We start from the raw sequence: 24,918 nt of genomic DNA, 5'->3' as shown, positions 1-24,918 counted from the left end.
GGTATTAGGATATGATAAACAATCAATTTATTCTCGATAAATTTGGATTCCTGGGTAAAGATTTTCTACACGAATTGGACAAGCATGCCATCGTTACTGATGTTAAGGCAAAGAGCGAAATCATCCGCGAAGGACAGAAAAATAAATTTGTCCCCTTTCTGATCAAAGGTTCGATCAGGGTTTTTACTCTGAATGACGGGCGAGAGCTTATTTATTATTACATCCGGGCAAATGACAGCTGTCTCATGACTTTCTCATCCATCTTCACCGACTATGTGAGCCGTGTTTATGCCATCGCTGAAGAAAATTCTCAGGTAATGCTGATCCCGGTTTCGGTCGTGCATGAATGGCTGATCGCATTCCCTGCCATCAACAGGGTTTTTTACCACGAATATGATAAAAGATTCTCCGATGTCATGAGCATGGTGAATGATGCGGTATTCCACAGGCTGGACAAAAGGGTCTTAAACTACATCAGACAGCAGATTTCGCTTACCGGCAACAATCCCATCAGGCTTACCCACCGCGAAATCGCCAGCAATCTCGGCACATCAAGAGAAGTAATAAGCAGGGTTTTGAAGAAAGTGGAAAATGAAGGCGAAATAATACAGACCAGGGAAGGGATAAAAATGCCTGTAAATGAAAATGTTACACAGCACTAACAATTCAGATGTAATTAATTTAATAATCTCATTGATAAAAACAATCCGGTCGGTGACTTTTATCACACGATTTTGAGGCGATAAGTCTATAAGTTTGTCATACTTAAATTTTAATATAAACTGTATGACAAAAACTGTGTTATTGTTGTCGCTATTATTTTCGGGATTTGCCTTCGCCCAGGAGGACCTTCTGAAAGATATTGACACCATCCAGGCAAAAAACACTGACACTTCCCAACCTGCCTTTAAGGCATTGCAGATCGTCACCGGACAATCGACAAAGCTTGCGGCAAAAAATGAATGGTACATTGTAGTAGCCCACCGTTTCGGAGATGTAAGCAAAGGATTTAAAGACTTTTTCGGGCTGGATGATGCCTCCACCAAATTAGGGGCTATTTATGGAGCGACAGACTGGCTTTCATTTAATTTATCAAGAGAAACCAACCAGAAAACGTTTGAGGGAGGTGCAAAATACAGATTGGTACAGCAAAACGAAAATTTCCCGGTCGATATCGTTGGCTACAACGTGATGGCGGTAAATACTGATTTAAGCACAGACAATTATCCTCATCTGAAGTTCGGGGACCGTCTGTCTTATCTTACGCAGGCACTGATTTCAAGAAGATTCAATGACGATTTTTCCTTGCAGCTTACGCCGTCTTACGTTCATAAAAACCTTTATGAGCCTACGATAGAAGATAAAGATCAGTTTCTGGCGGGGATCGGGGGAAGATATAAGATTTCGAAAAGAATATCCATCAATGCAGAATACTTTGTGAATTTTGATAATCACAGCTTCTACAAAAACCCGCTTTCTTTGGGGATGGATATAGAAACCGGAGGACACGTTTTCCAGCTTTTATTCACCAACTCCCAGATCAATTCGGATATCGGGTATCTTACGAATGCTACCGGAAGATGGGGAAAAGGACAGATATTCTTTGGGTTTAACCTTTATAGAGTTTTTTAATATGAAAAAGTTTATCTATATCATTTCATCAGCAGTTGCAGTAATTGCTTGTGACAGCAGAACCTATGAAGAGATTTCCGACAGCACGCCGATCACAGAAAAGGTGACTTACAATAAGGATGTAAAAGCCATTATCGAGGCAAATTGCGTGAGCTGCCACTCTCCCGGAGCACAGGCGCTTACCAATTATGATCAGGTAAAGGCCAATATCGACAATATCATCAACAGGATCAGCAGACCCACCGGAGATCCTCTGAAAATGCCGCAGGGGGGAAGTCTGTCTCCTACCCAAATCAATATCATCACCAAATGGAAAGCCGACGGGCTTACCGAAAACTAAATCGTATTCTTATGAAAAAACTGCTCTTATTAATGGTTTTAATGATTTCCGGCAACTTTATTCTTGCCCAGAAATACATGTCGAAGACCGGAAAAGTCACTTTTGAAGCTTCTGTGCCTCTTTTTGAAGATGTGTTTGCACAGGACGACAACAATGTTGTGGTGCTCAACGCAGACACCGGTGATATCGCCTCTGTTTCTGTCGTGAAAAACTTTCATTTTAAAACAAAACTGATGGAAGAGCATTTCAACGAAAGCTATGCCGAAACAGCCAAGTATCCGAAGACCACCTTTAGCGGCAAAGTGCTGAATTTTGATAAATCGAAGCTTACGGCTTCACCTCAGAAATATACCGTTCAGGGTACCCTTAATTTTCACGGTGTGGCTAAGGCATACAATTCAGCGGCCACCATCTATGCGAAGGACGGTAAAATCTATATGACCGGAGGGTTCGCTGTAAAAGCGGCTGACCACAAGGTGACCATCCCTAAAATGGTGATGAAAAAAGTCGCCGAAACGGTAAACGTTGAATATAACTATATATTGGTAAAACAATGAGAAAATTAATGCTGATGTTAAGTGTGATTCTCGGATTCACACTTACATTTGCCCAGGAAAAGGCGAAAACGATCTTTGATATTGCCCGTACCGGAACGGTAGCAGAAGTGAAAGACCTGATGAAAAAGGATCCCAACGTCATCAATGAAACCAATGAAGCTGGCTTTTCACCCCTTATTCTCGCCTGCTACAGAGGGAATGTGGAAGTAGCTAAATTTTTGGCTGACAATGTGAAAGACATCAATTACAAAAGCAATGAAGGAACAGCACTGTCCGGGCTCGCCTTCAGATACAATAAAGAGCTTGTAGAGTATCTCCTGAGTAAAAACGCAAACCCTAATATTACAGATGCCAACGGAACGACACCCTTGTTCTGGGCGGTGAAGTCGGGTAATAAAGAATTAACGGAACTGCTCCTGAAATACAAAGCCGATAAATCCATTAAAGATTTACAGGGAATGACTCCTTTCGAGTACGCCCTGCAGACTAATAATAAAGAAATAATTAATCTCTTAAAAAATTAACGTATGAAAAAAGTTCTACTTACTTTATCAATGGCTCTGGCGACTACGATCGGAGCACAGTCTTTTTCGACAGGTACGGTGAATTTACCCACCGCTTCTATGACGGTAAAAATAGTGACCGATCCTACAACAGTCACGATGACTTTAACAGGTGACAGCAGTTCAATGCTGGGTATTGGCTTCGGATCCAGTGGAATGGCGAGCGGGGCGGATGGCTTTATTTATAATTCTTCTGCTAACAGAGATTATACATTTAACGGAATAGGACTTACCCCTTCGGCAGACGCATCACAAGACTGGACAGTTACATCCAATATAGTTTCAGGAAGTACAAGAACGATTGTGGCAACAAGAAGCTTAGCAGGTGGTTCTGGAGATTTTGCTCTTGCAAACAATAATTCCAGTATTCAGATCTTCTATGCCAGAAGAGCGAGTAATTTGGCTTTAGGTTATCACAATTCTTTAAGGGATTATGCAACATTAACCAGAACTTCTGTACTCGCAACAGGAGAAGTGGCCGCAGAAAACAAAAAAGTAGTGCTGTATCCTAATCCGGCAAAAGAAACCGTAAGCTTCAAAAACGCCGACAAAATAAAATCGGTAGATATCTTTGAACCGACCGGAAGAAAGGTAAGAACAGTAAAAATGGATGGCGAGCAAATCAATGTTTCCGATCTTAAAGCCGGAAATTATTACCTCGAAATAAGTCTTAAAGACGGATCTACCGCTTTTGAACAATTAATCAAAGAATAAAACGAAAGGCCACTGAAAAGTGGCTTTTTTGATGCCCATATTTCATGCTTCTAATGTTTTTTTAACCCGGCAAATTTTTTTAACACTATCCCAGAAGCTAACTTTGCATAAAATTCTAAATAATGAAACAAAGATTGCAAATACTGCTGCTGATCTTTTCATCAGTCCTTTTTGCTCAGAAAGGAGCGGTAGACACTGCACAAGTGATGGTACCCAACAGATACAACAGTGTTGAAGCCCAGACAAAACCCTATGTCATCATGATTTCTACAGACGGTTTCCGGTACGATTATGCCAGGAAGTACAATGCCGGAAACCTCTTAAAATATTCAGGCGAAGGTGTTCAGGCGAAAGCGATGATCCCGAGCTATCCCAGCATTACTTTCCCCAATCACTGGACTTTGATCACGGGGCTCTATCCTTCACATCACGGATTGATTGATAATTATTTTTACGATTATAAAAGGAAAGAAGCTTATGCTATGAGCGACAGGGCGAATGCCGAAGACGGCAGCTGGTACGGTGGTACTCCGCTTTGGGCACTCGCCGAAAAGCAGGGGATGATCTCTGCCTCTTTAATGTGGGTAGGCTCCGCAAGTAACGCAGGCGGTGCAAGTCCCACGTATTACTACCATTACCACCAGAAGTTCTCTCCCACAGAAAAAGTAGACAAAGTGATCGACTGGCTGAAGCTGCCTATGGATCAAAGGCCTCACTTCATTTCCCTATATTTTCCGGAAGTTGACGCCAGCGGGCATCATTTCGGTCCCGATTCCCCGGAAACGGAAGAAGCCGTGCATAAAGTAGACCAGGCAATAGGAGCATTGGTGCAAAGGGTAAATGCATTAGGATTAAAAAATGTAAGCTTCGTTTTTGTATCCGATCATGGCATGTTGAAAGTAGATGGCGGACATCCTCTTGAAATCCCCCAACTGCTGCTTGATGAAAACAGGTTTGATATCTACAATTCCCAGACTTTACTGAGGGTATATGTTAAAAATCCCGATGAGGTTAAAAAGACCTATAAAGAACTGAAGGCCGGAAAAACCGCAGATTATGAAGTATATCTCGACAAAAAGCTGCCCCGGTATCTGCATTTCGCAACCAGAGACGACCGTTACGGAAGGATAGGACAGATTCTCCTGATTCCTAAAGCCCCAAAGGTATTTCTTGGAAAAGGAGAAAAAACCACCATTGGAAAACACGGCTACAATCCCGCTATTGTCCCCGAAATGAAATCGACATTCTTTGCCTGGGGCCCTGCTTTCAAAAAGAATATAACAGTTGATGAATTTGAAAACGTAAACGTATATCCGTTGGTAGCCCATATCTTAGGATTAAAGATCGATCAGCCTATCGACGGAAAATTGAAGGTATTAAAGGAAACCTTAAAATAAAAAACTCACGCTCAATCCCTCCGACCTATTGGTGGCTGAGCGGGGCCGAAGCCACCACTACCGGAATCTTGCTAAACCACCCCACCAAAAATTCCCTGAATTTTTGGCGCCCCTCCGAAGGAGGGGAATTTTTACTACTCTCTTCTTACGGTGGAATTTAGGGTTACCGTTACAGGGAAAGTGGTGACATCTGTTCAATGGTAGCTGAGGTTACTCGAAGCCACCAGTTCTGCCAGTGTATGTACCCCTGCCTCATCTTACATCGACCGCTCACAATTCCCCTCCACCGGAGGGGTGGCGGAAATCCAAAGGAATTTACGACGGGGTGGTTTATTACGCAATCCGAGTGCAAGCCATACGCTTTAACCACATTTGAGCGGAGCCGAAGCCACTACTACCGAAATCTTCTTAAACCACCCCACCAAAAATTCAGAGAATTTTTGGCACCCCTCCAGGGGAGGGGAATTTTTACTAGGGTCTTCTTACGGTGGAATTTGGGGTTACTGTTACAGGGAAAGCGGTGACATCTGTTCAATGGTGGCTGAGGGCCTTCGAGAGCCTCAGGCCACGCCAGTCGACTACTTTTTGTCGTTCCGTGGAATATAATATCCATGCTCAGATACTCTAAAACCCTAACAACCCTCCAACCTAATTATTGCCCTCAATTCCAATGGTGGCTGAGGCGACTCGAAGCCAACAGTCCTGCTATTGTATGTACCCCCTTCGCTATCTAAAACCGACCGCTCACAATTCCCCTCCATTGGAGGGGTGGCGAAAATTCCAACGGAATTTACGACGGGGTGGTTCTATCACGCTGCCACACTCTAAGCCACCACTCTCCAACAAAAAAACTCCGGCCGGGAAAGAGTTCCCAGACCGGAGTCAACACACTTGATGAAAATTCCCACCCCTCATAATGGAATACTTTGAGCTTATATGAGCTTTAATAAAATATCCTATCTCTTTCGTGCTGAGGACACGCCTTCCTTCGAGCGAGGGAAACACTGTCCTTCGTGCTAAGGAAACACCTTCTTTCGGACGAGGGACAAGATAGCTGCTGCCTTATCCCATTCCTGTTTTTATTCAACACTTAGCAATTTATCCAAAGCTGCCACTCTGGGTTCTTTCAGAAAAGAGCTGTTCTTGGTAAACTGCGTCACCACCTCCAGATGATACGTCCCCGCTTCCAATGCCGGAATCACCACGATAATCTCCGAAGGATTATTCGTAACGATATCGGATGCGTCTACTTTCGTCCGGGCCTGCGTAGCGGCGTTGATAAAGAACACGCCCACCGAAGGATCTTCCCCTGTTACTTTGATCTTGCTGCCCGCGATCTTCAGGTTTCTGCCCGGGGTAAGCAGATCATTCACAGAACCGCTCTTGACATCGGTAACCTGTAAGATCACTGCTGAAGATTCTGCTACTCCTAAGATATTAACCTCGATGTTAGGGATCTCTGCTCTCAGCTTTTCGCCCTGGTTGAACTGGAAGATAATGCTGTGCTTATCTTTGTTAAAAGTCTCCGAAGGGCTGTCGAACACCCCGCGGATGGTTGTGCTTGCCGTAAAGTAGCCCGTGTTTACGGAAAAGCCGTCACACAGCTGGTAAGCCATTTCTTTCAGGAATAGCTCTGTCGCGTGCTCCATAGACGAAGCCGAGATATCTGCCCCGCCACGGGACACGGCTGCCTGGCAGATCTGCTGAACATTAAGGCTGCGCTCACTCGCCGTACGCGCCGTGAAATCATTGGGATTGTCTTTCGTTAAAACGTTATCGTACAGATACGCTTTGATGCGGTGAAGAATTTTTGCCATTGTTTTTTATTTTTAAGTATTGATGTATTGAAGTTTGGTTATTAAACCTTACAGGTTCTTAAAACCTGTAAGGTTTACGGATATGAAATTTGTAACCTAGGCTATAATTTCTCGATGAAGAAGGTAATATTACTTGCTACTGTCGGACTTGTCATATTATCATTGCACAACAAGGTAATACGATATAATTCGCCTGTTGCATACAGGGATACTAATATTGTAGCCTGATCTCTTGTTATAGGATTAAAACTAGTACCCCACCCTGTCCAGCTATTAGCATTAACCGTTGGGGTTGTTATAGTATCATATCCATTTCTATTTGCCCAAATGCCCATTTGGGTTGTTATAGAAGAGCTTAGCTGAATTGAATTAGAACTATTTGCAACGTTAGAAGGTATACCCCCATATCTAACTGACAAATTCCCAAAAGTAGTTTTAGTTGCATTCTGAACAGCAGCATCAGTTGTTGTAGGAATAGGGCTGATTACCTTTTTTAAATATTGAATCGGACTAACACTTACATTTTCTCCAACAGTAGTACTACAATTCTGTCCCAGAAAGCTTAGCGGGACTGAAATAGTATTGGGAGAGGTAAAATTAGGTGTACCCGATATAGAGTAAGATATGGAGCCGTTTCCATAATTCAGCGTACCCGGATTTAAGGTAAACGTCAGTCCGTTTTGGGAGAACGAAGTTCCTGAAGAATAGCTTCCTCCGTTACCTCCGGTATAAGGAACTGTAAGCGTTCCATTATAAGCAGTACCGGATGTAAAGGTTGCCGGAAAAGTAGAAGAATCCGTACAATTAAGAGATGCAATCGCCGGAGATATCGTAGGATTGTTATTCACCGATCTCCATTCCGTACCGTTCCAGAAGACAAAACCTTTAAAGGTTAAACCTGCTGCTCCGTTATTGTACACCATTAGTCCCGTAGCCGGAGAAGGGATGGTGGTTTGGTCGGTAGAACCTGTCAGGGCTACTCTTGGAATCAGCATTCCTTTGTTGGCAGAAGCCACTTCTAAAGCTGCACTGGCATCAGGGCTGCTCGTTCCTATTCCCACCTGACCATTGTCTTTCGCCAAGAAGTCTGTTCCTGCGGCTCTGGCTGTACCATCTGCCTTTGTTCCTAATTTTACCAGGCCGTTGGTGGTGTCATTTACCCAGGCGTCATTGGTGGTATCGCCGGCTGCTGCACCGGCCATTTTCTGCCATACGCTTCCGTCAAAATAGTAATAGCCTTCCGCTGTAACATTCACGGTTTTGGTATCGGTAGGACTTGCTGCTGATTTAGCATAGACGATTACTCCTTTTTGGGCTGTTCCATACGCTGCTGCTTTGAGTGTATTTCCGTCCAATTGTGGAATAATAAGACCTTCCGGTTTGCTGCCGTCGGTGGTTTTAGGACTGATATCAAGGGTTGCTTTCGGGGAGATATTATTAATCCCCACCTGAGCGAACAAATTAAGGCTGATAAATAGAACAGCCACTGTAATAATGTTTTTCATTGTTTATGTATTATAAGTTGTTAATTTTTAGATTACTTTAGTTATTGAACACGAAGGACACGAAGTTTTTTTTAATGCATGATGCTTTAAGTTTCACAAAGCCGCTTCGCTTATAAGAGCTCGCAGAGATTAAACAAATTGGCTCTTACTCTTTTTAAAATATTAGTGCTATTCGTGCAAAATCATTCGTGCCATTTGTGTTTAAACCCAAGGGCGGAGGACGGCTGAAGTGGCTTGAAGTAATCTTTAAAGGAAAAGGTTCATTATCGAACAGGATGAAGCATAACGCTTTTACGCAGAAATGCAGGAATGAAGGGAGTCGTGGAGGGCTAATCGTTTGGTTTTTCATCATTTATGAAAAGTAGTCTTACTTTGACTACATATGTTCTCAAACGTCTAAGAATCAGTAGGTTTTATGGTATCTGGAATTTGGTCAAAATGCGTAAAAATGACCGTTTTTTGACAAGATTTGCCATTTAACATATTAAAAAACAAATGATTATTGTTGGGGTGTAATCATAAAATATTTACATTTGCTGTTGAAAAGTAGTCAAAGTAAGACTACTTTTTTTTACCTCTTATATAAAACAAAAAAAACTCTCCGCAGAGAGTTTTTTAAAGGTAATGATGAGGCAGATTACAGGGACTGCATATCGATCACAAAGCGGTATTTAACATCGCTTTTCAGCATTCTTTCGTAGGCTTCATTGATCTCACTCATTTTGATCAGCTCAATGTCGGAAACAATATTATGCTTGCCGCAGAAGTCCAGCAATTCCTGGGTTTCTGCTATACCTCCGATCAGCGATCCGGCTACCGAGCGGCGCTGGAAGATCATCGGCACCGTACTTGGCTTGGTTTCCTCAAACTGTCCCACAAAACCTACCAGCACCAATGTACCGTTCAGGGCCACGGTATGCATATAAGGATTGATGTCATGTTCATAAGGAACGGTATCGATAATTACGTCAAACTTACCTCTTACGGCATCCATCTGTTCCTGCTCTGTGGAAATCACGACATGATCGGCACCCAGCTTTTTAGCATCTTCGGTTTTACCGGGTGTTCTTGAGAATAAAGTCACTTCAGCACCCAGTCCTTTGGCCAGTTTGATCGCCATGTGCCCAAGTCCGCCAAGTCCTACTACGGCAACTTTAGAATCCGGACCTACATTCCAGTGTCTCAATGGTGACCAGGTAGTGATCCCGGCGCATAGGAGAGGGGCAACTGCGGCGAGGTCAAGGTTTTCAGGAACACTCAGAACGAAATGCTCATCCACGACCACTTTCTGGGAATATCCTCCGAAGGTTTGGTTTCCGAGATGTTTGTCTTTCCCGTTATAGGTTCCTGTGAATCCGTGTTGGCAGTATTGCTCCAGATCCTGTTTACAGCTGTCACAGTGTCCGCAGGAATCGACCATACATCCCACGGCAGCCAGATCGCCCACTTTAAATTTTGAAACTTCGCTGCCGACACTGGTGATCCTTCCTACGATCTCATGACCCGGAACAACAGGGTACATCGAGCCTCCCCAGTCGTTTCTCGCCGTATGGAGATCCGAATGGCAGACGCCACAATAGAGAATTTCAATCTCCACGTCTTTGGGGGTTACTTCTCTTCTTTCAATGCTCATTTCGGCCAGATCTGCAGTCCTGGACGCTGCGCCGAAAGCTTTTACGGTGAATGTGCTCATTATATTAAGTTTAGTTAATGATAAATATTTTACAGTGTTACAAAAATCGGTGGTTTACAGGTAATCATTCTTATACAGATTACAGAATGACGTACCAATTTTACCGTGACCACAAAATCTGCGCCTTAAATGTGGTAATTTTGATGCCGAAAGAATTCCATTACTATGAAAAATCAGGTCGATCTCATCAGCAGCATTTCCGAATACAACAAAATGGTACACCATGAAACCCTGCATCCGCTGGTGAGCATCATCGATTTCTCCAAGTCGGATCCTATCTGCCAGTTCAGGCGGGCCTTCGGATTTTACACGGTCTTTCTGAAAGATGTGGTATGCGGGGATATGTATTACGGCAAAAACAGCTACGATTACCAGGAAGGCACTCTGGTATTCATAGCACCGGGTCAGGAATACGGCATTAATAACGACGGGAAGTACATACAGCCGGCCGGTTTTGCACTAGTGTTTCATCCCGATCTGATCAAAGGGACAAATCTGGGTAAGAATATTAGTGATTACAGCTTCTTTTCCTACGACGTCCACGAGGCGCTCCATCTCTCGGAGAAAGAAAGAGAGATTATCCTCGACTGTTTCAAGAATATAAAGTTTGAGCTGGAACATTCCATCGATAAGCACAGCAGATCCCTCATTGTTAATAATATCGAGCTATTCCTGAACTACTGTATGCGTTTCTATGACCGCCAGTTCATTACCCGGGACCATATCAACCAAGGCGTGATCGGCAGATTCGAGAAGCTCCTGAGTGAGTATCTGGCATCCGAAAAGCCTAAGACGATCGGCTTCCCGATGGTCAATTACTTTGCCGAACAGCTGAATCTTTCAGCAAATTACTTTGGTGACCTGATGAAAAAGGAACTCGGCATTTCTGCCCAAGAATTTATTCACAACAAGCTTATTGAAGCTGCAAAAAAGCAGATTGCAGATCCTGCAAAATCCATCAGTGAAATCTCTTATGACCTGGGCTTTAAATATCCCCAGCATTTTACCAGGCTGTTCAAAGCCAAAACCGGAGTGTCTCCCACCGCGTACAAAGCTTTACAGTAGAAACCTTTGGCCGGAGAAAGATTAATCACTACATTTAAAGGTAAAACATAATTTGTTCGTGGATGACAACACAGCAGCATAGGGGAGTTCATACTTTTTATACTTCTTTCGGTGAAATTTCAGCAGTAAAGGAAAATGGCGTTATCAAAGCCAAAAGCATTCGCTATGCCCGCTCCCAAAGATTTAAAAGGCCTGAGCTTTTAACATACGCCGAGGTACATGAAATTCCGGATAAAACGCCGGTTTGCCCGCAGAATGTAAGCCCGTTGCTTGACAGGCTGATTCAGAAAACCGATGTCGATCGTTTCGTGCCTGAAGAATCAACACAGTTTCTTACCATTACACGCCCGGAAGATTTTAATCAAGATGAAAAGTTCCCGGTCATCGTATGGATTCATGGCGGTTCCTACGAAATCGGATGTGGCGATCTTCCTACTTCCGATCCTTCCGCCTGGGTAAAAGAACAGCATATCATAGTGGTTTCGTTATCATACCGTTTAGGGCTCTTCGGGTTTTTGGGAGGGGATGAAGAAAGACCCGCCAATCTGGGATTGTATGATATCATGGCCGCTTTGGAATGGATTAAAAAATACATCCGTGATTTCGGAGGAGATCCTGAAAACATTACGATGTTCGGCCAGTCGTCGGGAGGTGATGCCATTGCCCATCTCATGATTTCAGATGGGGTGGAAGGTTTGTTTAAACGGGCGATTATTCACAGTGCCCCGCTGGGTTTCAGAACCCGGAGACAGAATATGTCCCTGGAGTTTTTCAGGAAAACGCATCTTTTAAAAGACGAACCCGATCCTTTGAAAATGGTGGAAGGCTATGTGAAATTTTTACCTTCATTCAGAAAATACGGCCTGAAAACCTCAATGCCTTTTTGCACACAGTATGGATATCCGCCGTTATGCCGTGAAGAAGAAAGCCTCGGCCAATGGAAAAAGAATGCAGGGAAATATGATGTTTTAATAGGTTCCAACCAGGATGAAACAGCGTTCTATGTAAAGACAGCCCGGCAAGGCCTTTACACTTATCTGCCCCAGAACATTCTGAATAAGATCGTAAGGAAAACAACAGAATCGATCTATGAAAAGCCGGCGAAGATCTTTGCCGAAAATTATGCATCCGGTGGAGGAAACATTTACCAGTTTATCATTCATTCTACTTTAAAGAATAATTATATCGGGACTTCCCATTGTGTGGACCTTCCTTTAATCTTTGAAAATAAAGAAGCCTGGAAATCGGCAGAGCTCCTGAAAGACGTCCCTTGGGAATACATCCGGGAAAACGGAAGAAAGCTTCGTGCACTCTGGGCAGAATTTGCCAGAACCGGGAAAATATCAGAACAGTCCGAAAGACCGGAAATCCTCAGGTTGCGGAAGGTTTAGATTTAATTTAAACACAAATGACACTGATTTTATACCGGTGTCATTTGTGTTTAAAAGGATTATTCAGGAATCCAGACGCTCACATTGCCGGCCGGAACCGGGAAGTTTCCCCATCCGTTTTCATCGATCGTTACTTTGTCCTCAAATCTTCCAAGGGCATCATAAAACGTTTTACCGATGTATCTTTCACCCATTTCCATAGGTTTTTCGTAGGCTTCTTTATTACTCAGAACCACCGCACATCCGGAATGTTCATCATCTCCTTCACGAACCCAACCCAGGCAGTTGGCATCTTCGAAATAATCGCGCTGTTCGCCGTAAGCATGATCTTTTCTTGCCTTAAGAAGTTCTTCAATACCGTCAACCTTATCCAGAAAGATCTCCTGATCATTGCCTTCTTTGTCTTTATCAACATAATGAGCGCCATAAAGATCCGGGTAAAATACGCATGGATATCCATCGACACGAAGCAGGATCAGCGCATAAGCCAAAGGTTTAAACCAGCTTTCTACCGGGGCTTCAAGATCCTGTAACGGTTGGGTATCATGATTATCAACCAGACTTACCGAATGCAGAGGATCAGCTTGTGTAAGGGTTTCATCAAAGATTCTGCGAAGATCGTAAGAGTCTCCTTCATTGGAAGCAGTATGGAAATTATTCTGTAGGGAACTGTCGAAGAGACTCATACATCCTTCCGTCACTTCTATATATTTCTGCAGAAGGCTGAGGTATCCCGGTGCCCAGTATTCACCGACGGCAAAAATGTTCTTCCCGGAATTCGAGCGCAGCAGCGTAAGCCATTCTTTATAAAAATCGAATGAAATATGTTTAAGGGCATCCAGACGTACGCCGTCAAAGTCGGTTTCTTCGAAGTACCACATGGCCCATTTATTGAGTTCCTCCCGTACAAAAGGATTCCGGTGCTCTACGTCATTGAACATGAGATAATCGTAGTTTCCTTTTTCATCATCGATCATCTCTTCCCACTTCGTTCCGTATTCGTTTTTGATCTTATAGATATGGGATTCCATTCCTTCGGCATAATCTACACCGCTGAAACAGGTATAGTTCCAAACGAAATCCGAATATTTGTTTCCGCGCCCGGGAAAGGTAAACTTTGTGTACGATTGGATCTCGATCTCATCGGAAATGATTTTTTCCCTGTTTTCTTCATCTACTTTTACGGCTTTGAAGGTTTCAAGCTCATCTCCTCCGCCTTTATGTCCCAGCACGATATCAACAATCACTTTGATGTTCTGTTCTTTTAAAGCTTTAATGGCTTTTATATAATCCTCTTTGGTTCCGTATTTTGTGGGGATGGTTCCTTTCTGGTCAAATTCACCGAGATCAAAAAGGTCATAAGCATCGTAGCCGATCGAATTGCCACCTGAAGAACCCTTGTAAGCAGGAGGGAACCACACGGAGGTAATTCCTAATTCTGCCAGATATTTTGCGTTTTTTTCTGCTTCTTTCCATAGCTTTCCGTTTCCTTCGGAATACCAGTGGAAATACTGAATCATCGTTTCATTCATAAAATTGTAAAATTTGGTTACTACAATATAATGAAATTTTTCGAGATTATTGGTCGTTAAACTCTGTAAACGGAATTTTTAGTTGAACAGATACCTGTTTTTTCTCTTCTGTATTGAGTTGCGAAAGGGAAAGACCCAGCAGGCGTACAGGTTTATCAAAAGGACGAAGCTCCCACAGCTGCTTTCCGGTATTGAAATACTGTTCTGCTGAGGAGAAATATTCTTCCCGGGTCATGCTTCGGGTAAACAGCGAAAAGTCTTTATATTTAATTTTCAGGGTCAGGGTTCTGCCGAGGATATTGTTTTTCTGGAGGCGTGTGTGAAGTTCTTCACTGAGGCTCTGCAGTTTTTCATTGATCTGCTGTTCATCGAAAAGGTCTTCAAAAAAAGTTCTTTCCACTGCAACACTCTTCTGGATACGGTGAGGCTTTACTTCAGAATTGTGAATTCCCCGGACCACATGATAATAATAAGCGCCGGACTTGCCAAATATCCGGGTCAGATCTTCGATAGATCGCTTCTTTAGATCTTTTCCTTTATAAATACCTAAACTGAACATTTTGTTCGCTGTAACTTTTCCTACCCCATAAAACTTTTCGACAGGCAAATCTTCGAGAAAGCTTTCCACTTTATCGGGGTGAATGGTCTTCTGCCCGTTTGGCTTATTGATGTCTGAGGCTACTTTCGCTAAGAATTTATTAATAGATATCCCTGCGGAAGCTGTTAATCCGGTTTCTTCAAAGATCTTCTGACGGATTTCCCTGGCAATCTGGTTGGCCGATTCTATATCTTTTTTATTTTCGGTGACATCGAGATATGCTTCATCCAGAGAAAGCGGTTCTACCAGGTCGGTATATTCATAAAAGATCTCCCGTATTTTTCTTGAAATCTCTTTATACCGCTGAAACCTTGGCGAAACAAAAATAAGGTGCGGGCATTTCTCTTTGGCTGTTTTGCTGGGCATGGCAGAACGTACTCCGAATTTTCTGGCCTCATAACTTGCCGCTGCAACGACGCCGCGGTGTTCTCCTCCGACGGCAATCGCCTTCCCTTTAAGGGCAGGGTTATCATGCTGCTCCACAGAAGCATAGAATGCGTCCATATCGACATGAATAATTTTACGAAGGGGAAAAGAAGAATCCATACCGCAAAGATATGGATTCCTGTAGAGTTTAAAGTTCAAGGTTTTTTATTCAAGGTTGATGCCTCTGCTTTATTTTGACCTTATTTCAAAAGCTTATCAATAGTTGCCTGGATTTCCGGATCGTCCGGTGTAATAGCGTAATATTTGGCGATGGCGGATTTCTGGTCGATCACCATATATCTTGGGATCCAGTTGAGGTCGATGTAGTTATTGAAATCATTCTTCCAGCCGGAAGCGAACCAGTAATTCTCTTTGTCTTTCATTTCAAACCTTTCCAGGCTTTTGTCGAAACCTTCTTTGGATCGGTCTAAGGAAAGGAAAACGAAATCGATATTTGTATTATGATCTTCTAATTCTTTTGCTTTCGGGAGCGCTTTTAAACAATCCCTGCACCAGCCGGCCCAGAAATCAAGCACCAGAACTTTTCCTTTATGCTGATCCAGGATCTGCTGTAAGGTCAACGTTTTGCCTTCTTCATCTTCCACTTTCTGAAGGAGTGCCTCTTTTGAAAAACTGGTTTTGAGAACTTTGGGAGTCTCCTGAGCAGAAATTAACCCGAAAATCCCGATCATGAATAATAATAACAGCTTCTTCATATTTAAAATCATTTCTGCAAATCTAAACAATGAAAAGCAATTGGAAAGCCGTTGCCGGAAATGGGTAGTATTGAAAAATTCTATAATTCGCCCGGATAGTTTTTCACCAGGCCTTTCACGATGGTGATCACGTTTGGCATTGCTTTGTTGGCGGCATTCAGCACTTCTTCATGCGAAACGGAAAAAGCGATATCCGGCCCGCCGAGATCTGTGATCACGGAGATTCCGAAAACGTCCATTCCCATATGTCGGGCGACGATCACTTCGGGAACGGTACTCATGCCTACCATGTCTCCACCGATGGCTTTGATCATTCCGTATTCGGCAGGTGTTTCAAAAGTCGGACCCTGAAGGGCAACATATATTCCCTGATGGATGTTGATATTGTTTTCTGAGGCAACTTTTTCAGCCACCGAAATCATCTTTTTGCTGTATGCCTCGCTCATGTCGACAAACCTTGGCCCGAATGCATCGATATTCCTTCCACGCAGCGGATGTTCAGGCATCATGTTGATGTGATCTTTGATAATGGCGATATCCGCGATGTTGTAATTGGAGTTTACTCCGCCCGAAGCATTAGAGAGAATAAGGTTTTTTATTCCCAGCATATGAAAAACCCTGACCGGGAAAACCACATGCTCCATAGAGTGCCCTTCGTAGTAATGAAAGCGGCCGCTCATCATCAGAACTTTTTTGCCTTCCAGGATTCCATAGATTAATTTTCCGCTGTGTCCGGCTACCGTTGTCTGCGGAAAATCAGGGATTTCAGCGTACTCCAGTGTGTGGATGGCTTCCACCTCATCCTGAAGTTTGCCTAATCCAGAGCCCAATACGATCGCAAAATCAGGAACTTCTTTAATGATGCTTTGTATGAAATCAGCGGTTTTCTTAATTTTTTCTAACATAATCCAGGATGATTTGGTTAAATTCTTCCTTCCTGTCAATAATCACATTGATCGGCCAGTAGTAGACGATATCCCTCAGATAATCGAAGGTCTTAAGACGTACGTAATCTTTTTCCGTGGTTAAGATCAGCTTATATTCGCCCAGCTTTTTGTATTCGGCCACAATGTTTTTAATATCGGCTTCCGTGAAATTATGATGATCGCGGAACTTCAGGTGCTTTACCCGTTGCGAAAACTTGGCAAGATGATCCAGCAATGGTTTCGGATTGGCAATTCCGGTGATGAGAAGGATGTCATAATAATTCAGGTTGTTGTCCGGAAGAATCTTTTCCTTACCGTACACATTTTCGTCGTAACCGATAGATGAAAAGAATACTTTCTGATGTTCCGAAGGTCTTATCCGCGAGATATAATACTGCTTGGTCTCCTCTGTCAGCTCATCGGGACATTTGCTTACCATGATGATGTCTGCTCTCCCGGATCCCGCTCTGGATTCCCTTAAATCACCTGCCGGAAGAAGGTAGTCTTTAAAATAAGGATCATTAAAATCGGTCATCATGATCGTGAATCCAGGTTTTATAGCCCTATGCTGCATCGCATCGTCCAATACCAGAACATCAAGATCCATATCTTCGATTACTTTTTTAGCACCGGGAACTCTTTCTTCCGAAACAGCGATAACGAAACGGTTCTTGAAGCGTTCAAACAGCTGCATGGCTTCATCACCCACCATCTTGTAGTTGCTTTCGTAGTTGGTCACGGCATAGCCCTTCGTGAGCCTTCCATAGCCTCTGGAAAGCACGCCGGTTCTGTAATGTTTAGACAAAAACTGCGCAAGATACATCACCATAGGCGATTTTCCGCTGCCGCCTACAGAAAGATTCCCGACACAAATGATCGGAGTCCTGAATTTCGTCGATTTAAAAATTCCCAGATCATACATCGTATTTCGGATACCCGTTACCATGCGATAACCTAGGGAAAAGGGATAGAGGTACCATCTTTTCATACCTTGCAAAAATAGGGAATTTCATATGGATTTAGCTTACTATGGTAGCTAAGTTTCGAGATTTATTTTAAAAAATGTATCCGCGATTATCATTTAATTAAATTAATTTTGCAGCGTTATTTTATTACATTGAGATATTTTATTGAATTTTCTTACAACGGTAAAAACTATTTCGGCTACCAGATTCAGCCGGATGCCGTTTCCGTGCAGGAAGAAATGGAAAAAGCACTTTCCACCATTTTAAGGGAAGGCATCAAAACCACCGGCGCGGGAAGAACGGATACGGGCGTGCATGCCAAAAAGATCTTTGCTCATTTTAATACGGAAAAAATATTGGACCAGGATCTTCCCAGAAAGCTGAACAGTTTCCTGCCTCCGGATATTTCAGTAAAAAGGATCTTCCGGGTGAAAGATGACTTCCATGCTCGTTTTGATGCTACGTACAGAACCTACGAATATTATATTTCTTTAGAAAAAAATCCTTTCACGGAAGAGTCTGCCTGGCAGCACTGGAGAAGGCCTCTCGATATCAACAGGATGAATGAAGCCTGCAAGATCCTTTTCGAATATGAAGATTTTACCAGCTTTGCCAAACTTCACACCGACAACAAAACCAATATCTGCAAAATCTACAAAGCAGAGTGGGAGCAGGAGGGAAGCGAACTGAAATTTACCGTTTCAGCCAACCGCTTTCTCCGGAATATGGTACGGGCGATCGTGGGAACGATGGTCGATGTCGGTGCCGGGAAACTAAAGCCCGAAGATCTCCGGAAAGTTATCGAGAACAAAAACAGGAATTCTGCGGGGACTTCTGCTCCGGCTCACGGATTGTACCTGGTGGATGTGGGGTATGATTTTGATTTGAATTTTTAAAGATTCTGGTTTTAATGCAAAGACTTGAGGGTTTGAACGCAAAGTCCGCGAAGTTTTTTTTTTGACTACTAACTGTTTTAAAGTTTCACAAAGCCGTTTCACTTATATAAGGCCGCAAAGTTTTGTGCATTAGGCATTTTTTGAACTGTGGAGTTATTTGGTTCTTTAAATTACTGTATGTTTGAACGCAAAGTTCGCGAAGTTTTTTTTGACTACTAGCTGCTTTTAAGTTTCACAAAGCCGTTTCACTTATATAAGCTCACGAAGTTTTGTGCATCTGACCATATACTAAAGATGTTGAGGTTATTTAATTCTTGAGTGCGGTTGTTCAGATCTTGAGCAAGGTTCTTTACGCTTTCCCGAAAGTGATTTAATCGTCTACAGGCGTTGTTTACTCATCCTGCTGGTTTTGCGATTGATCCTGATACGTTACACAACCGTTCGGATAGGTGATATACTTCTCGGCTTAGGTGATAAACGTGTCGGGAGACGTATAAGACGTATAAAGATTATTGTAAAACTTAGATTTATATGTATAAAGCGTCTGTAAATATATATAAAACGTGTATTGATGTATATAAGATGTATATCAATATATATAAGACGTATAAATATACGTTTAAGACGTGTAATCCGGGGTAAAGAACGTGAAATCAGAGATAACAAGGCGCATCAAACCATCTATGTCATAAATCGGGATCATCTGAAATTTTCATGAGGATTTCATCAGGTTATAAAGTTTGTCAAATTTTAAAGTCTTATTTTTGCATAGGATTTTAACATAATTCTTTCTTCAACTCGTACAATGAAAAAACAAGATACCTGGGGTATTGTCAAAAGGCTGTTCTTTATCGGAATGAAATTTCGTTCGTGGTTCATCCTTACGCTGATTATCTCCATCATACTGGCAATCGTTTCTACCTACCGGCCTTATCTTACCATGAAAGTCGTGGATAATGACATCACCAGACTGCAGGATAAAGCTTTAATGATGAAGCATATCTACCTGTTGGTAGGTTTGGTGTTTGCTGAAACGGTCTTAAATTTCTTTCTGGTGTATTTTTCCAATTACATTTCGCAGAATGTGATCCGGGATATCAGGCAGAGACTGTATAATAAACTCATTTATTTCAAAACATCATTTTTCGACAAAACGCCGATCGGGCAGCTCGTAACCCGCGCGGTAGGAGATGTGGAGACCATTGCTACGGTGTATACGGATGGCTTCCTGATGGTTTTCGGGGATGTGCTGAGAATCGTTTTCGTCCTCGTGATGATGTTCAGCACCAATGTGCATCTCAGTTATATCACACTGGCTATTCTGCCTTTGATGGTCGTGATTACCAGATTTTTTCAGAAAAGGCTTAAAAAAGCTTTCGGAGATGAGAGAACCTGGACTTCCAATCAGAACTCTTTCGTTCAGGAACGTTTGGCCGGAATGCCGATCATTCAGGTGTTCAACCGCCAGGAATCTGAATTTAAAAAGTTTGATGACATCAATATTACCCTGAAGGGCGCTTTGCTGAGAACGGTTTTCATTTTCTCTCTCTTCTTCCCGGTGGTCGAACTGATCTCTTCGCTTTTTATTGGGTTTATCCTCTTTTACGGAGGATATATCACGATCAGTGCGGGGGTGGTGATCGCCTTTATCCAGTATATTTCCATGCTGATCCGTCCTTTAAGGCAGATCGCAGACCGGTTTAATAATATTCAGAGAGGGATCGTGGGGGCCGAAAGGGTTTTGGGACTTATGGATGAAGAAAATTCAATGCCGAATAACGGGACGGTTCAGAAAGATCATTTTGACGGAAAAATAGAATTCAAGAATGTGCATTTTGCGTATGACGAAAAGCAGGAAGTTTTAAAAGGGATCGATTTTAAAGTAAACCCCGGCGAAACAGTAGCCATCGTGGGTGCAACCGGTGCAGGAAAATCAACCATCATCAGCCTGATCACCAGATTATACGATATCAATTCCGGAAATATCCTGATTGATGATGTTGATCTGAAGGATTATGAACTGTACTGCCTCAGAAGTCATATCGGGGTGGTCTTGCAGGATGTATTCCTTTTCCACGGAAGTATTTTCGAAAATCTTTCGTTTGGGGATGACACCATTACCCTCGAACACATCAAAGCGGGAGCAAGGGAAATTGAAGTGGATGAATTTATTGAAAGCCTTCCCGGCGGATATGATTATGTGGTCAGTGAGAGGGGTTCTTCGATTTCACTGGGCCAGAGACAGCTTTTGTCATTCCTCAGAGCTTATCTGTCTGATCCTAAAATCCTGATCCTCGACGAGGCCACCTCATCGATCGATCATGAAAGTGAAAAGCTGATCCAGAGGGCTACCGAAAAGATCACGAAAAACAGAACCTCCATCATCATTGCCCACAGGCTTTCCACGATTGAAAAGGCAGACAAGATCATCGTTATGGAACATGGTAAAATCGTAGAAGAAGGCAAACATCTCGAGCTGCTGGACAAAAATGGTTACTACGCTACTTTGTATAAGGCCCAGCTGAGACATGAAGTGGAAATGGAAGAGGAAGAAAGTAATAAATAGTTTTCAGATACATAGAATAGAGGTTAGAATCAGCAGGGTTTTAACCTCTTTTTTTTATTTATTCAGCTTTTTACCGGCAAAATAATGATGGCTGAAGGATTTAATGAAGTCTTTTTCTGATATTATTTCTTCTTTTATCGAATTATTTCAGTGGGTCAGCATTCACTTCAACATAGAATAATTCACAAAAGCTTTCTTGAATTAATAGTACGCAAAAGCTTTTTGATACTAGGCTTTACACCAATCCTCAGATTTCGTTTAATTTTTTGACGGTGATTGTAAAATTATTCGATTGGTATAAATTTTGTTAAAGTGATTGTTAAATGAATTAATTTTTGCGAAAATATCAAGTAATTATGATATTTATGTTGATAAATTCATTACCTTTATGCTAGATTTCAGGAATACCCCCGGATTTTGGTAGGGTGTTTGATATAAAAAGGTAGTTTTAATTAAAATCCAAAAAATAGATGAAAAATATCCAAGACGAATTTCAGGTTTTTAAAGATGAATTGAGAAAGTTGAATATCGAAGTTCAAAAAGTGGTGAAAGTGGGGAACGGCAGTATGGATTTCCACGAAGTATTTTACAAGTCACCAAGATATGAAGATGTAAAAAGCGTATATGTTCAGAGACACAATCTGGATAATATCCTTCAAAAATTTAAGCAAGCTTATCATTAAATAGAATTCGCGGCTCAGATTTTCTGAGCCGCGAATTTTTTAGGTATACTTTTAATCCTTATCCAGCGAAGAGGTATGCTTTGTGTCTTTCATCCTCGAATAGACCACCAGTGAAAAGAATATGCAGCCCGTAATATACCAGTAGAAATAATGCTCAATATGTTGCTGCTTGAACCACAGTGCAATATATTCTGCCGTACCTCCGAAGATAGCGACCGTTAAAGCATAAGGAAGGCCGACACCGAGGGCCCTCACTTCCGCAGGGAAAAGCTCGGCCTTTACCACTGCATTAATTGAGGTATAGCCACTTACAATAATCAGTGCCGACATAATCAGGAAAAAAGCACCCCACATGGAAGTGGTTGTGCTTAATGCATTCAGCAAAGGATAAGTGCATACCGTTCCCAGAATTCCGAAACTTAATAATAAAGGTCTTCTCCCGATCTTGTCTGAAAGAGCTCCGAAAACGGGCTGAAGGCAGGCAAAGATAAACAGGGATATAAATGAAATCAAGGTAGATTCTTCCTTCGTGAGATGAACGGTATTCACCAGGAATTTCTGCATGTAGGTTGTGTAAGTATAAAAAGCTAAAGTGCCCCCTAAGGTAAGTCCTACAACGGTAAGTAAGGCTTTCGGATGTTTTAAAAGCTCTTTTACAGTTCCTTTCTTGTCTTCTTTCATGCTCTTTTTATTTTCAAAAGCTTCAGTCTCGTGGAGATTTGATCTTAAGTACAGGGCAATTACGGAAAGGATCGCTCCAATAACAAAAGGAATTCTCCATCCCCAGTTTTCGAGCTGGCTTTCGGTGAGCAATAATTTCTGTAAAATCAGCTGAATTCCCAGCGCGATCAGCTGTCCTCCGATCAGTGTCACATATTGGAAACTGGAATAAAACCCACGCCTTTCAGGAGTTGCCATTTCGCTGAGGTAAGTTGCTGAAACCCCGTATTCACCGCCTACACTTAATCCCTGAAGCAGTCTTGCGATAAGCAGAAGCAACGGAGCCAATACGCCTATGGTGTTATAAGTAGGAGTGAGCGCAATCAGTAATGAGCCAAAAGACATCAGCAAAACAGAAAATGTCATGGCTCTTTTTCTCCCCACCCGGTCGGCAATACTTCCGAATAGCCATCCTCCCACAGGACGCATCAGAAAACCAACGGCAAAGATTCCTGCGGTATTGAGCAGTTGTGCCGTCATATCGGAATCCGGAAAGAAAGCCCTGGAAAAATAAATGGCAAACGCAGCATAGGCGTACCAGTCATACCATTCTACAAGGTTTCCGATAGAACCTCCCACAATGGCTTTGATTCTCTGGGCTGTGGTAATCTGAGAAGTTTTCATGACGGAAAGATATTTCTTTTTCAAAACATGTAAAAGTACTGAAGGAAATTTATTAAAACAGCCGTCTTTACCCATGATGAGGTTGAGTGTTCAAAATAATAATAGTACCCAGATATAAAAAAAGCAGAAAGATAAATTCTGCTTTATATAGATTTGGGTTTTGCCTGATTTAAAAACGGTATCCTAAAGAAAGCCCTGTCCGGAAGCCGATCCACGGGCCGTCTATCATGATGCGGGCTCCGTTGGTATTGGTTTCTACGGTGTAATTAACAACAGGTACGTCCAGATCTTCAATTTCTTTTTTCAGCTGAGCCTGCATTTCAGGGGTAAGCGGAATATCGCTGGTCATCGTGAAATCTCCTTTCCCGGCTCCGTAGTGTGCTCCGGCAATCCATAAATCCAAAACGAGGTTTCTTTGGCTGGTCAGGAAAAACTGGGCTCCCACCATGACCCCTCCGCTGTTACCGTTGGCATTTCCGAAACCTTTCAAAGGGATCTGATAAGTGGCTCCGCTATAGGTAAAGTCATAATAAAAGTCAAATGTATTGGTGGTGATTTTAGAATATCTGTAATAAGGTGCAACATAAAAACCTTTTCCATAACCGGCCCCGAAATAAAAACGCGGTTCTATGGTAAAGTTGAAAGCTTTTGCTTCCAGATTCTGGAATCTTTTTTCATCATTGTCGCTCAGAAACGAATTGATAAAAGGGATTTTTCCTTCCGGCATCACTCCAAAACCCATATTTACCGAAAACCAGTGGTTGATGGCTCTTTCATAAGACAGGTTAATGTTTCTGAATGCATAGGCGGTAACATTGGTTTTGATGATATTCATTTTTTCATCAGTCGGTGCCGGAGTTTCCTGTGCCTTGACTGTCGAAAGCATAAAGCAGGACATCATAAGTAAGTATTTTTTCATGATTTTAATATTTTGTGATTTGAAGTATTTTGGAAATAGCAAAAAGCGGGCAAACTATTTTAGCAGATTACTTATTTGTCATAAAATTAAAGTATTGTTTAAGATGTATTCGCTATTTATTAAATATCAGTATCTAATAAGTAGTAATAAATCCTGATTATTATATGTTCTCAAAATGCATGATTCCGTCGCACCGCTTTTTAGAATGCTCTTATTTCAGATTATGTAGACTGAATACGGCATTCGGCTGATCGGTTTCAGATAAATTAAAAATTTTCCCTAATTTCTGGGAAGCATTCACAAAGGCAATAAAAGCACAGAGCCCGGAAATTTCCTGATCGGTAAAATATTCACGGAGCATATTAAAATGAGCCGGCAGGATGGATTTATGGTCTTTGCATAAAAGTTCGGCAAATGCTACGGCTACGGAAATTTTTATCTGTGATGCATTAAAGTCGGGTTTACCGGCTTTTACCATACAATATTCACAGCCGTTTTCAAAAGCCATCGCCCGGCGGATCTGCTCGAGCATAATCTTGTCTGTGTTTGTTTCTGCCCAAAGTGTTTCTTCGAGAATATTCCACTGTTTCAGGATGGCGGGATTGTGGCCGATCAGTTTTTCAAAAGGGGAGTTTCCATTTTCTGAGAAAGGTATCGTTGTCATATCTATTTT

23 protein-coding genes are annotated in these 24,918 nt (G+C 42.3%); 12 read left to right on the top strand and 11 right to left on the bottom strand.

Features of this window, described 5'->3' with window-relative positions; translation table 11 throughout:
• Nucleotides 1–11: 11 nt before the first annotated feature.
• The 7 genes from AC0N32_RS15830 to AC0N32_RS15800 all read left to right on the top strand — a co-directional run bounded on the left by AC0N32_RS15830 (nucleotide 12) and on the right by AC0N32_RS15800 (nucleotide 5,203).
• Entirely contained in the window at nucleotides 12–662 is a 651-nt protein-coding gene (locus AC0N32_RS15830; RefSeq protein ID WP_476394823.1) for a Crp/Fnr family transcriptional regulator, read from the top strand.
• A 124-nt stretch (nucleotides 663–786) separates the two neighbouring features.
• Complete coding sequence (locus AC0N32_RS15825) at nucleotides 787–1,632, top strand: DUF5777 family beta-barrel protein (protein ID WP_476394822.1); 846 nt, start codon at nucleotides 787–789, stop codon at nucleotides 1,630–1,632.
• Between the two features lies 1 nt (nucleotide 1,633).
• Nucleotides 1,634–1,972: a c-type cytochrome gene (locus tag AC0N32_RS15820; protein WP_476394821.1), complete on the top strand. Its 339-nt coding sequence runs from the start codon at nucleotides 1,634–1,636 to the stop codon at nucleotides 1,970–1,972.
• A gap of 11 nt (nucleotides 1,973–1,983) precedes the next feature.
• Nucleotides 1,984–2,529, top strand: a complete 546-nt coding sequence (locus AC0N32_RS15815) for a YceI family protein (RefSeq protein ID WP_476394820.1) — start codon at nucleotides 1,984–1,986, stop codon at nucleotides 2,527–2,529.
• Nucleotides 2,526–3,053: an ankyrin repeat domain-containing protein gene (locus AC0N32_RS15810; RefSeq protein ID WP_476394819.1), complete on the top strand. Its 528-nt coding sequence runs from the start codon at nucleotides 2,526–2,528 to the stop codon at nucleotides 3,051–3,053. Before AC0N32_RS15815 ends, AC0N32_RS15810 begins: the two co-directional genes overlap by 4 nt.
• Before the next feature lie 3 nt (nucleotides 3,054–3,056).
• Nucleotides 3,057–3,806, top strand: coding sequence for a T9SS type A sorting domain-containing protein (locus tag AC0N32_RS15805; protein ID WP_476394818.1), 750 nt, complete (start codon nucleotides 3,057–3,059; stop codon nucleotides 3,804–3,806).
• Nucleotides 3,807–3,928: 122 nt separating this feature from the next.
• The gene (locus AC0N32_RS15800; protein WP_476394817.1) at nucleotides 3,929–5,203 is read left to right on the top strand and encodes an alkaline phosphatase family protein; all 1,275 of its coding nucleotides are present in this window, start codon (nucleotides 3,929–3,931) and stop codon (nucleotides 5,201–5,203) included.
• Between the two features lie 1,079 nt (nucleotides 5,204–6,282).
• Here the strand turns inward: AC0N32_RS15800 and AC0N32_RS15795 are convergent.
• From AC0N32_RS15795 to AC0N32_RS15785, 3 genes are all read right to left on the bottom strand, one after another.
• Entirely contained in the window at nucleotides 6,283–7,020 is a 738-nt protein-coding gene (locus AC0N32_RS15795) for a DNA-binding domain-containing protein (RefSeq protein WP_476394816.1), read from the bottom strand.
• A gap of 101 nt (nucleotides 7,021–7,121) precedes the next feature.
• Complete coding sequence (locus tag AC0N32_RS15790) at nucleotides 7,122–8,525, bottom strand: hypothetical protein (RefSeq protein ID WP_476394815.1); 1,404 nt, start codon at nucleotides 8,523–8,525, stop codon at nucleotides 7,122–7,124.
• 637 nt (nucleotides 8,526–9,162) lie between these two features.
• Nucleotides 9,163–10,218: an NAD(P)-dependent alcohol dehydrogenase gene (locus AC0N32_RS15785; protein ID WP_476394814.1), complete on the bottom strand. Its 1,056-nt coding sequence runs from the start codon at nucleotides 10,216–10,218 to the stop codon at nucleotides 9,163–9,165.
• Nucleotides 10,219–10,383: 165 nt separating this feature from the next.
• On the opposite strand from AC0N32_RS15785, the gene AC0N32_RS15780 reads away from it, so the two are divergent.
• On the top strand, nucleotides 10,384–11,283 hold the full coding sequence (locus AC0N32_RS15780) for a helix-turn-helix domain-containing protein (RefSeq protein ID WP_476394813.1): 900 nt from the start codon (nucleotides 10,384–10,386) through the stop codon (nucleotides 11,281–11,283).
• A gap of 62 nt (nucleotides 11,284–11,345) precedes the next feature.
• Complete coding sequence (locus tag AC0N32_RS15775) at nucleotides 11,346–12,674, top strand: carboxylesterase family protein (RefSeq protein ID WP_476394812.1); 1,329 nt, start codon at nucleotides 11,346–11,348, stop codon at nucleotides 12,672–12,674.
• Between the two features lie 59 nt (nucleotides 12,675–12,733).
• Here AC0N32_RS15775 and AC0N32_RS15770 read toward each other — a convergent pair whose 3' ends face one another.
• The 5 genes from AC0N32_RS15770 to lpxK form a co-directional block, all read right to left on the bottom strand.
• Nucleotides 12,734–14,206 (bottom strand): alpha-amylase, encoded by a 1,473-nt coding sequence (locus AC0N32_RS15770; RefSeq protein ID WP_476394811.1) that lies wholly within the window; start codon nucleotides 14,204–14,206, stop codon nucleotides 12,734–12,736.
• 46 nt (nucleotides 14,207–14,252) lie between these two features.
• A complete protein-coding gene (dinB, locus tag AC0N32_RS15765) occupies nucleotides 14,253–15,350 on the bottom strand; it encodes a DNA polymerase IV (protein ID WP_476394867.1) in 1,098 nt (365 codons plus the stop codon).
• 80 nt (nucleotides 15,351–15,430) lie between these two features.
• Nucleotides 15,431–15,946, bottom strand: coding sequence for a TlpA family protein disulfide reductase (locus AC0N32_RS15760; RefSeq protein WP_476394810.1), 516 nt, complete (start codon nucleotides 15,944–15,946; stop codon nucleotides 15,431–15,433).
• Nucleotides 15,947–16,026: 80 nt separating this feature from the next.
• Nucleotides 16,027–16,851, bottom strand: a complete 825-nt coding sequence (locus tag AC0N32_RS15755) for a purine-nucleoside phosphorylase (RefSeq protein ID WP_476394809.1) — start codon at nucleotides 16,849–16,851, stop codon at nucleotides 16,027–16,029.
• On the bottom strand, nucleotides 16,835–17,860 hold the full coding sequence (gene lpxK / locus AC0N32_RS15750) for a tetraacyldisaccharide 4'-kinase (RefSeq protein ID WP_476394808.1): 1,026 nt from the start codon (nucleotides 17,858–17,860) through the stop codon (nucleotides 16,835–16,837). The genes AC0N32_RS15755 and lpxK overlap by 17 nt, the downstream gene beginning before the upstream one ends.
• Nucleotides 17,861–17,989: 129 nt before the next feature.
• Here lpxK and truA point away from each other — a divergent pair, with 129 nt between their 5' ends.
• The 3 genes from truA to AC0N32_RS15735 all read left to right on the top strand — a co-directional run bounded on the left by truA (nucleotide 17,990) and on the right by AC0N32_RS15735 (nucleotide 21,982).
• The gene (gene truA / locus AC0N32_RS15745) at nucleotides 17,990–18,733 is read left to right on the top strand and encodes a tRNA pseudouridine(38-40) synthase TruA (protein ID WP_476394866.1); all 744 of its coding nucleotides are present in this window, start codon (nucleotides 17,990–17,992) and stop codon (nucleotides 18,731–18,733) included.
• Between the two features lie 805 nt (nucleotides 18,734–19,538).
• A complete protein-coding gene (locus AC0N32_RS15740; protein WP_476394807.1) occupies nucleotides 19,539–21,299 on the top strand; it encodes an ABC transporter ATP-binding protein in 1,761 nt (586 codons plus the stop codon).
• A 470-nt stretch (nucleotides 21,300–21,769) separates the two neighbouring features.
• Entirely contained in the window at nucleotides 21,770–21,982 is a 213-nt protein-coding gene (locus AC0N32_RS15735) for a hypothetical protein (protein ID WP_072883545.1), read from the top strand.
• A gap of 51 nt (nucleotides 21,983–22,033) precedes the next feature.
• Here the strand turns inward: AC0N32_RS15735 and AC0N32_RS15730 are convergent, their stop codons facing one another.
• From AC0N32_RS15730 to AC0N32_RS15720, 3 genes are all read right to left on the bottom strand, one after another.
• Nucleotides 22,034–23,326: an MFS transporter gene (locus AC0N32_RS15730; protein WP_476394806.1), complete on the bottom strand. Its 1,293-nt coding sequence runs from the start codon at nucleotides 23,324–23,326 to the stop codon at nucleotides 22,034–22,036.
• A gap of 169 nt (nucleotides 23,327–23,495) precedes the next feature.
• Nucleotides 23,496–24,245 (bottom strand): DUF3575 domain-containing protein, encoded by a 750-nt coding sequence (locus AC0N32_RS15725; protein WP_476394805.1) that lies wholly within the window; start codon nucleotides 24,243–24,245, stop codon nucleotides 23,496–23,498.
• A gap of 211 nt (nucleotides 24,246–24,456) precedes the next feature.
• The gene (locus tag AC0N32_RS15720; RefSeq protein WP_476394804.1) at nucleotides 24,457–24,909 is read right to left on the bottom strand and encodes a carboxymuconolactone decarboxylase family protein; all 453 of its coding nucleotides are present in this window, start codon (nucleotides 24,907–24,909) and stop codon (nucleotides 24,457–24,459) included.
• Nucleotides 24,910–24,918 lie beyond the last annotated feature (9 nt).

It is taken from the genome of Chryseobacterium endophyticum (genome assembly GCF_056333165.1).
This window is presented reverse-complemented; position numbering and strand designations above follow the sequence as displayed.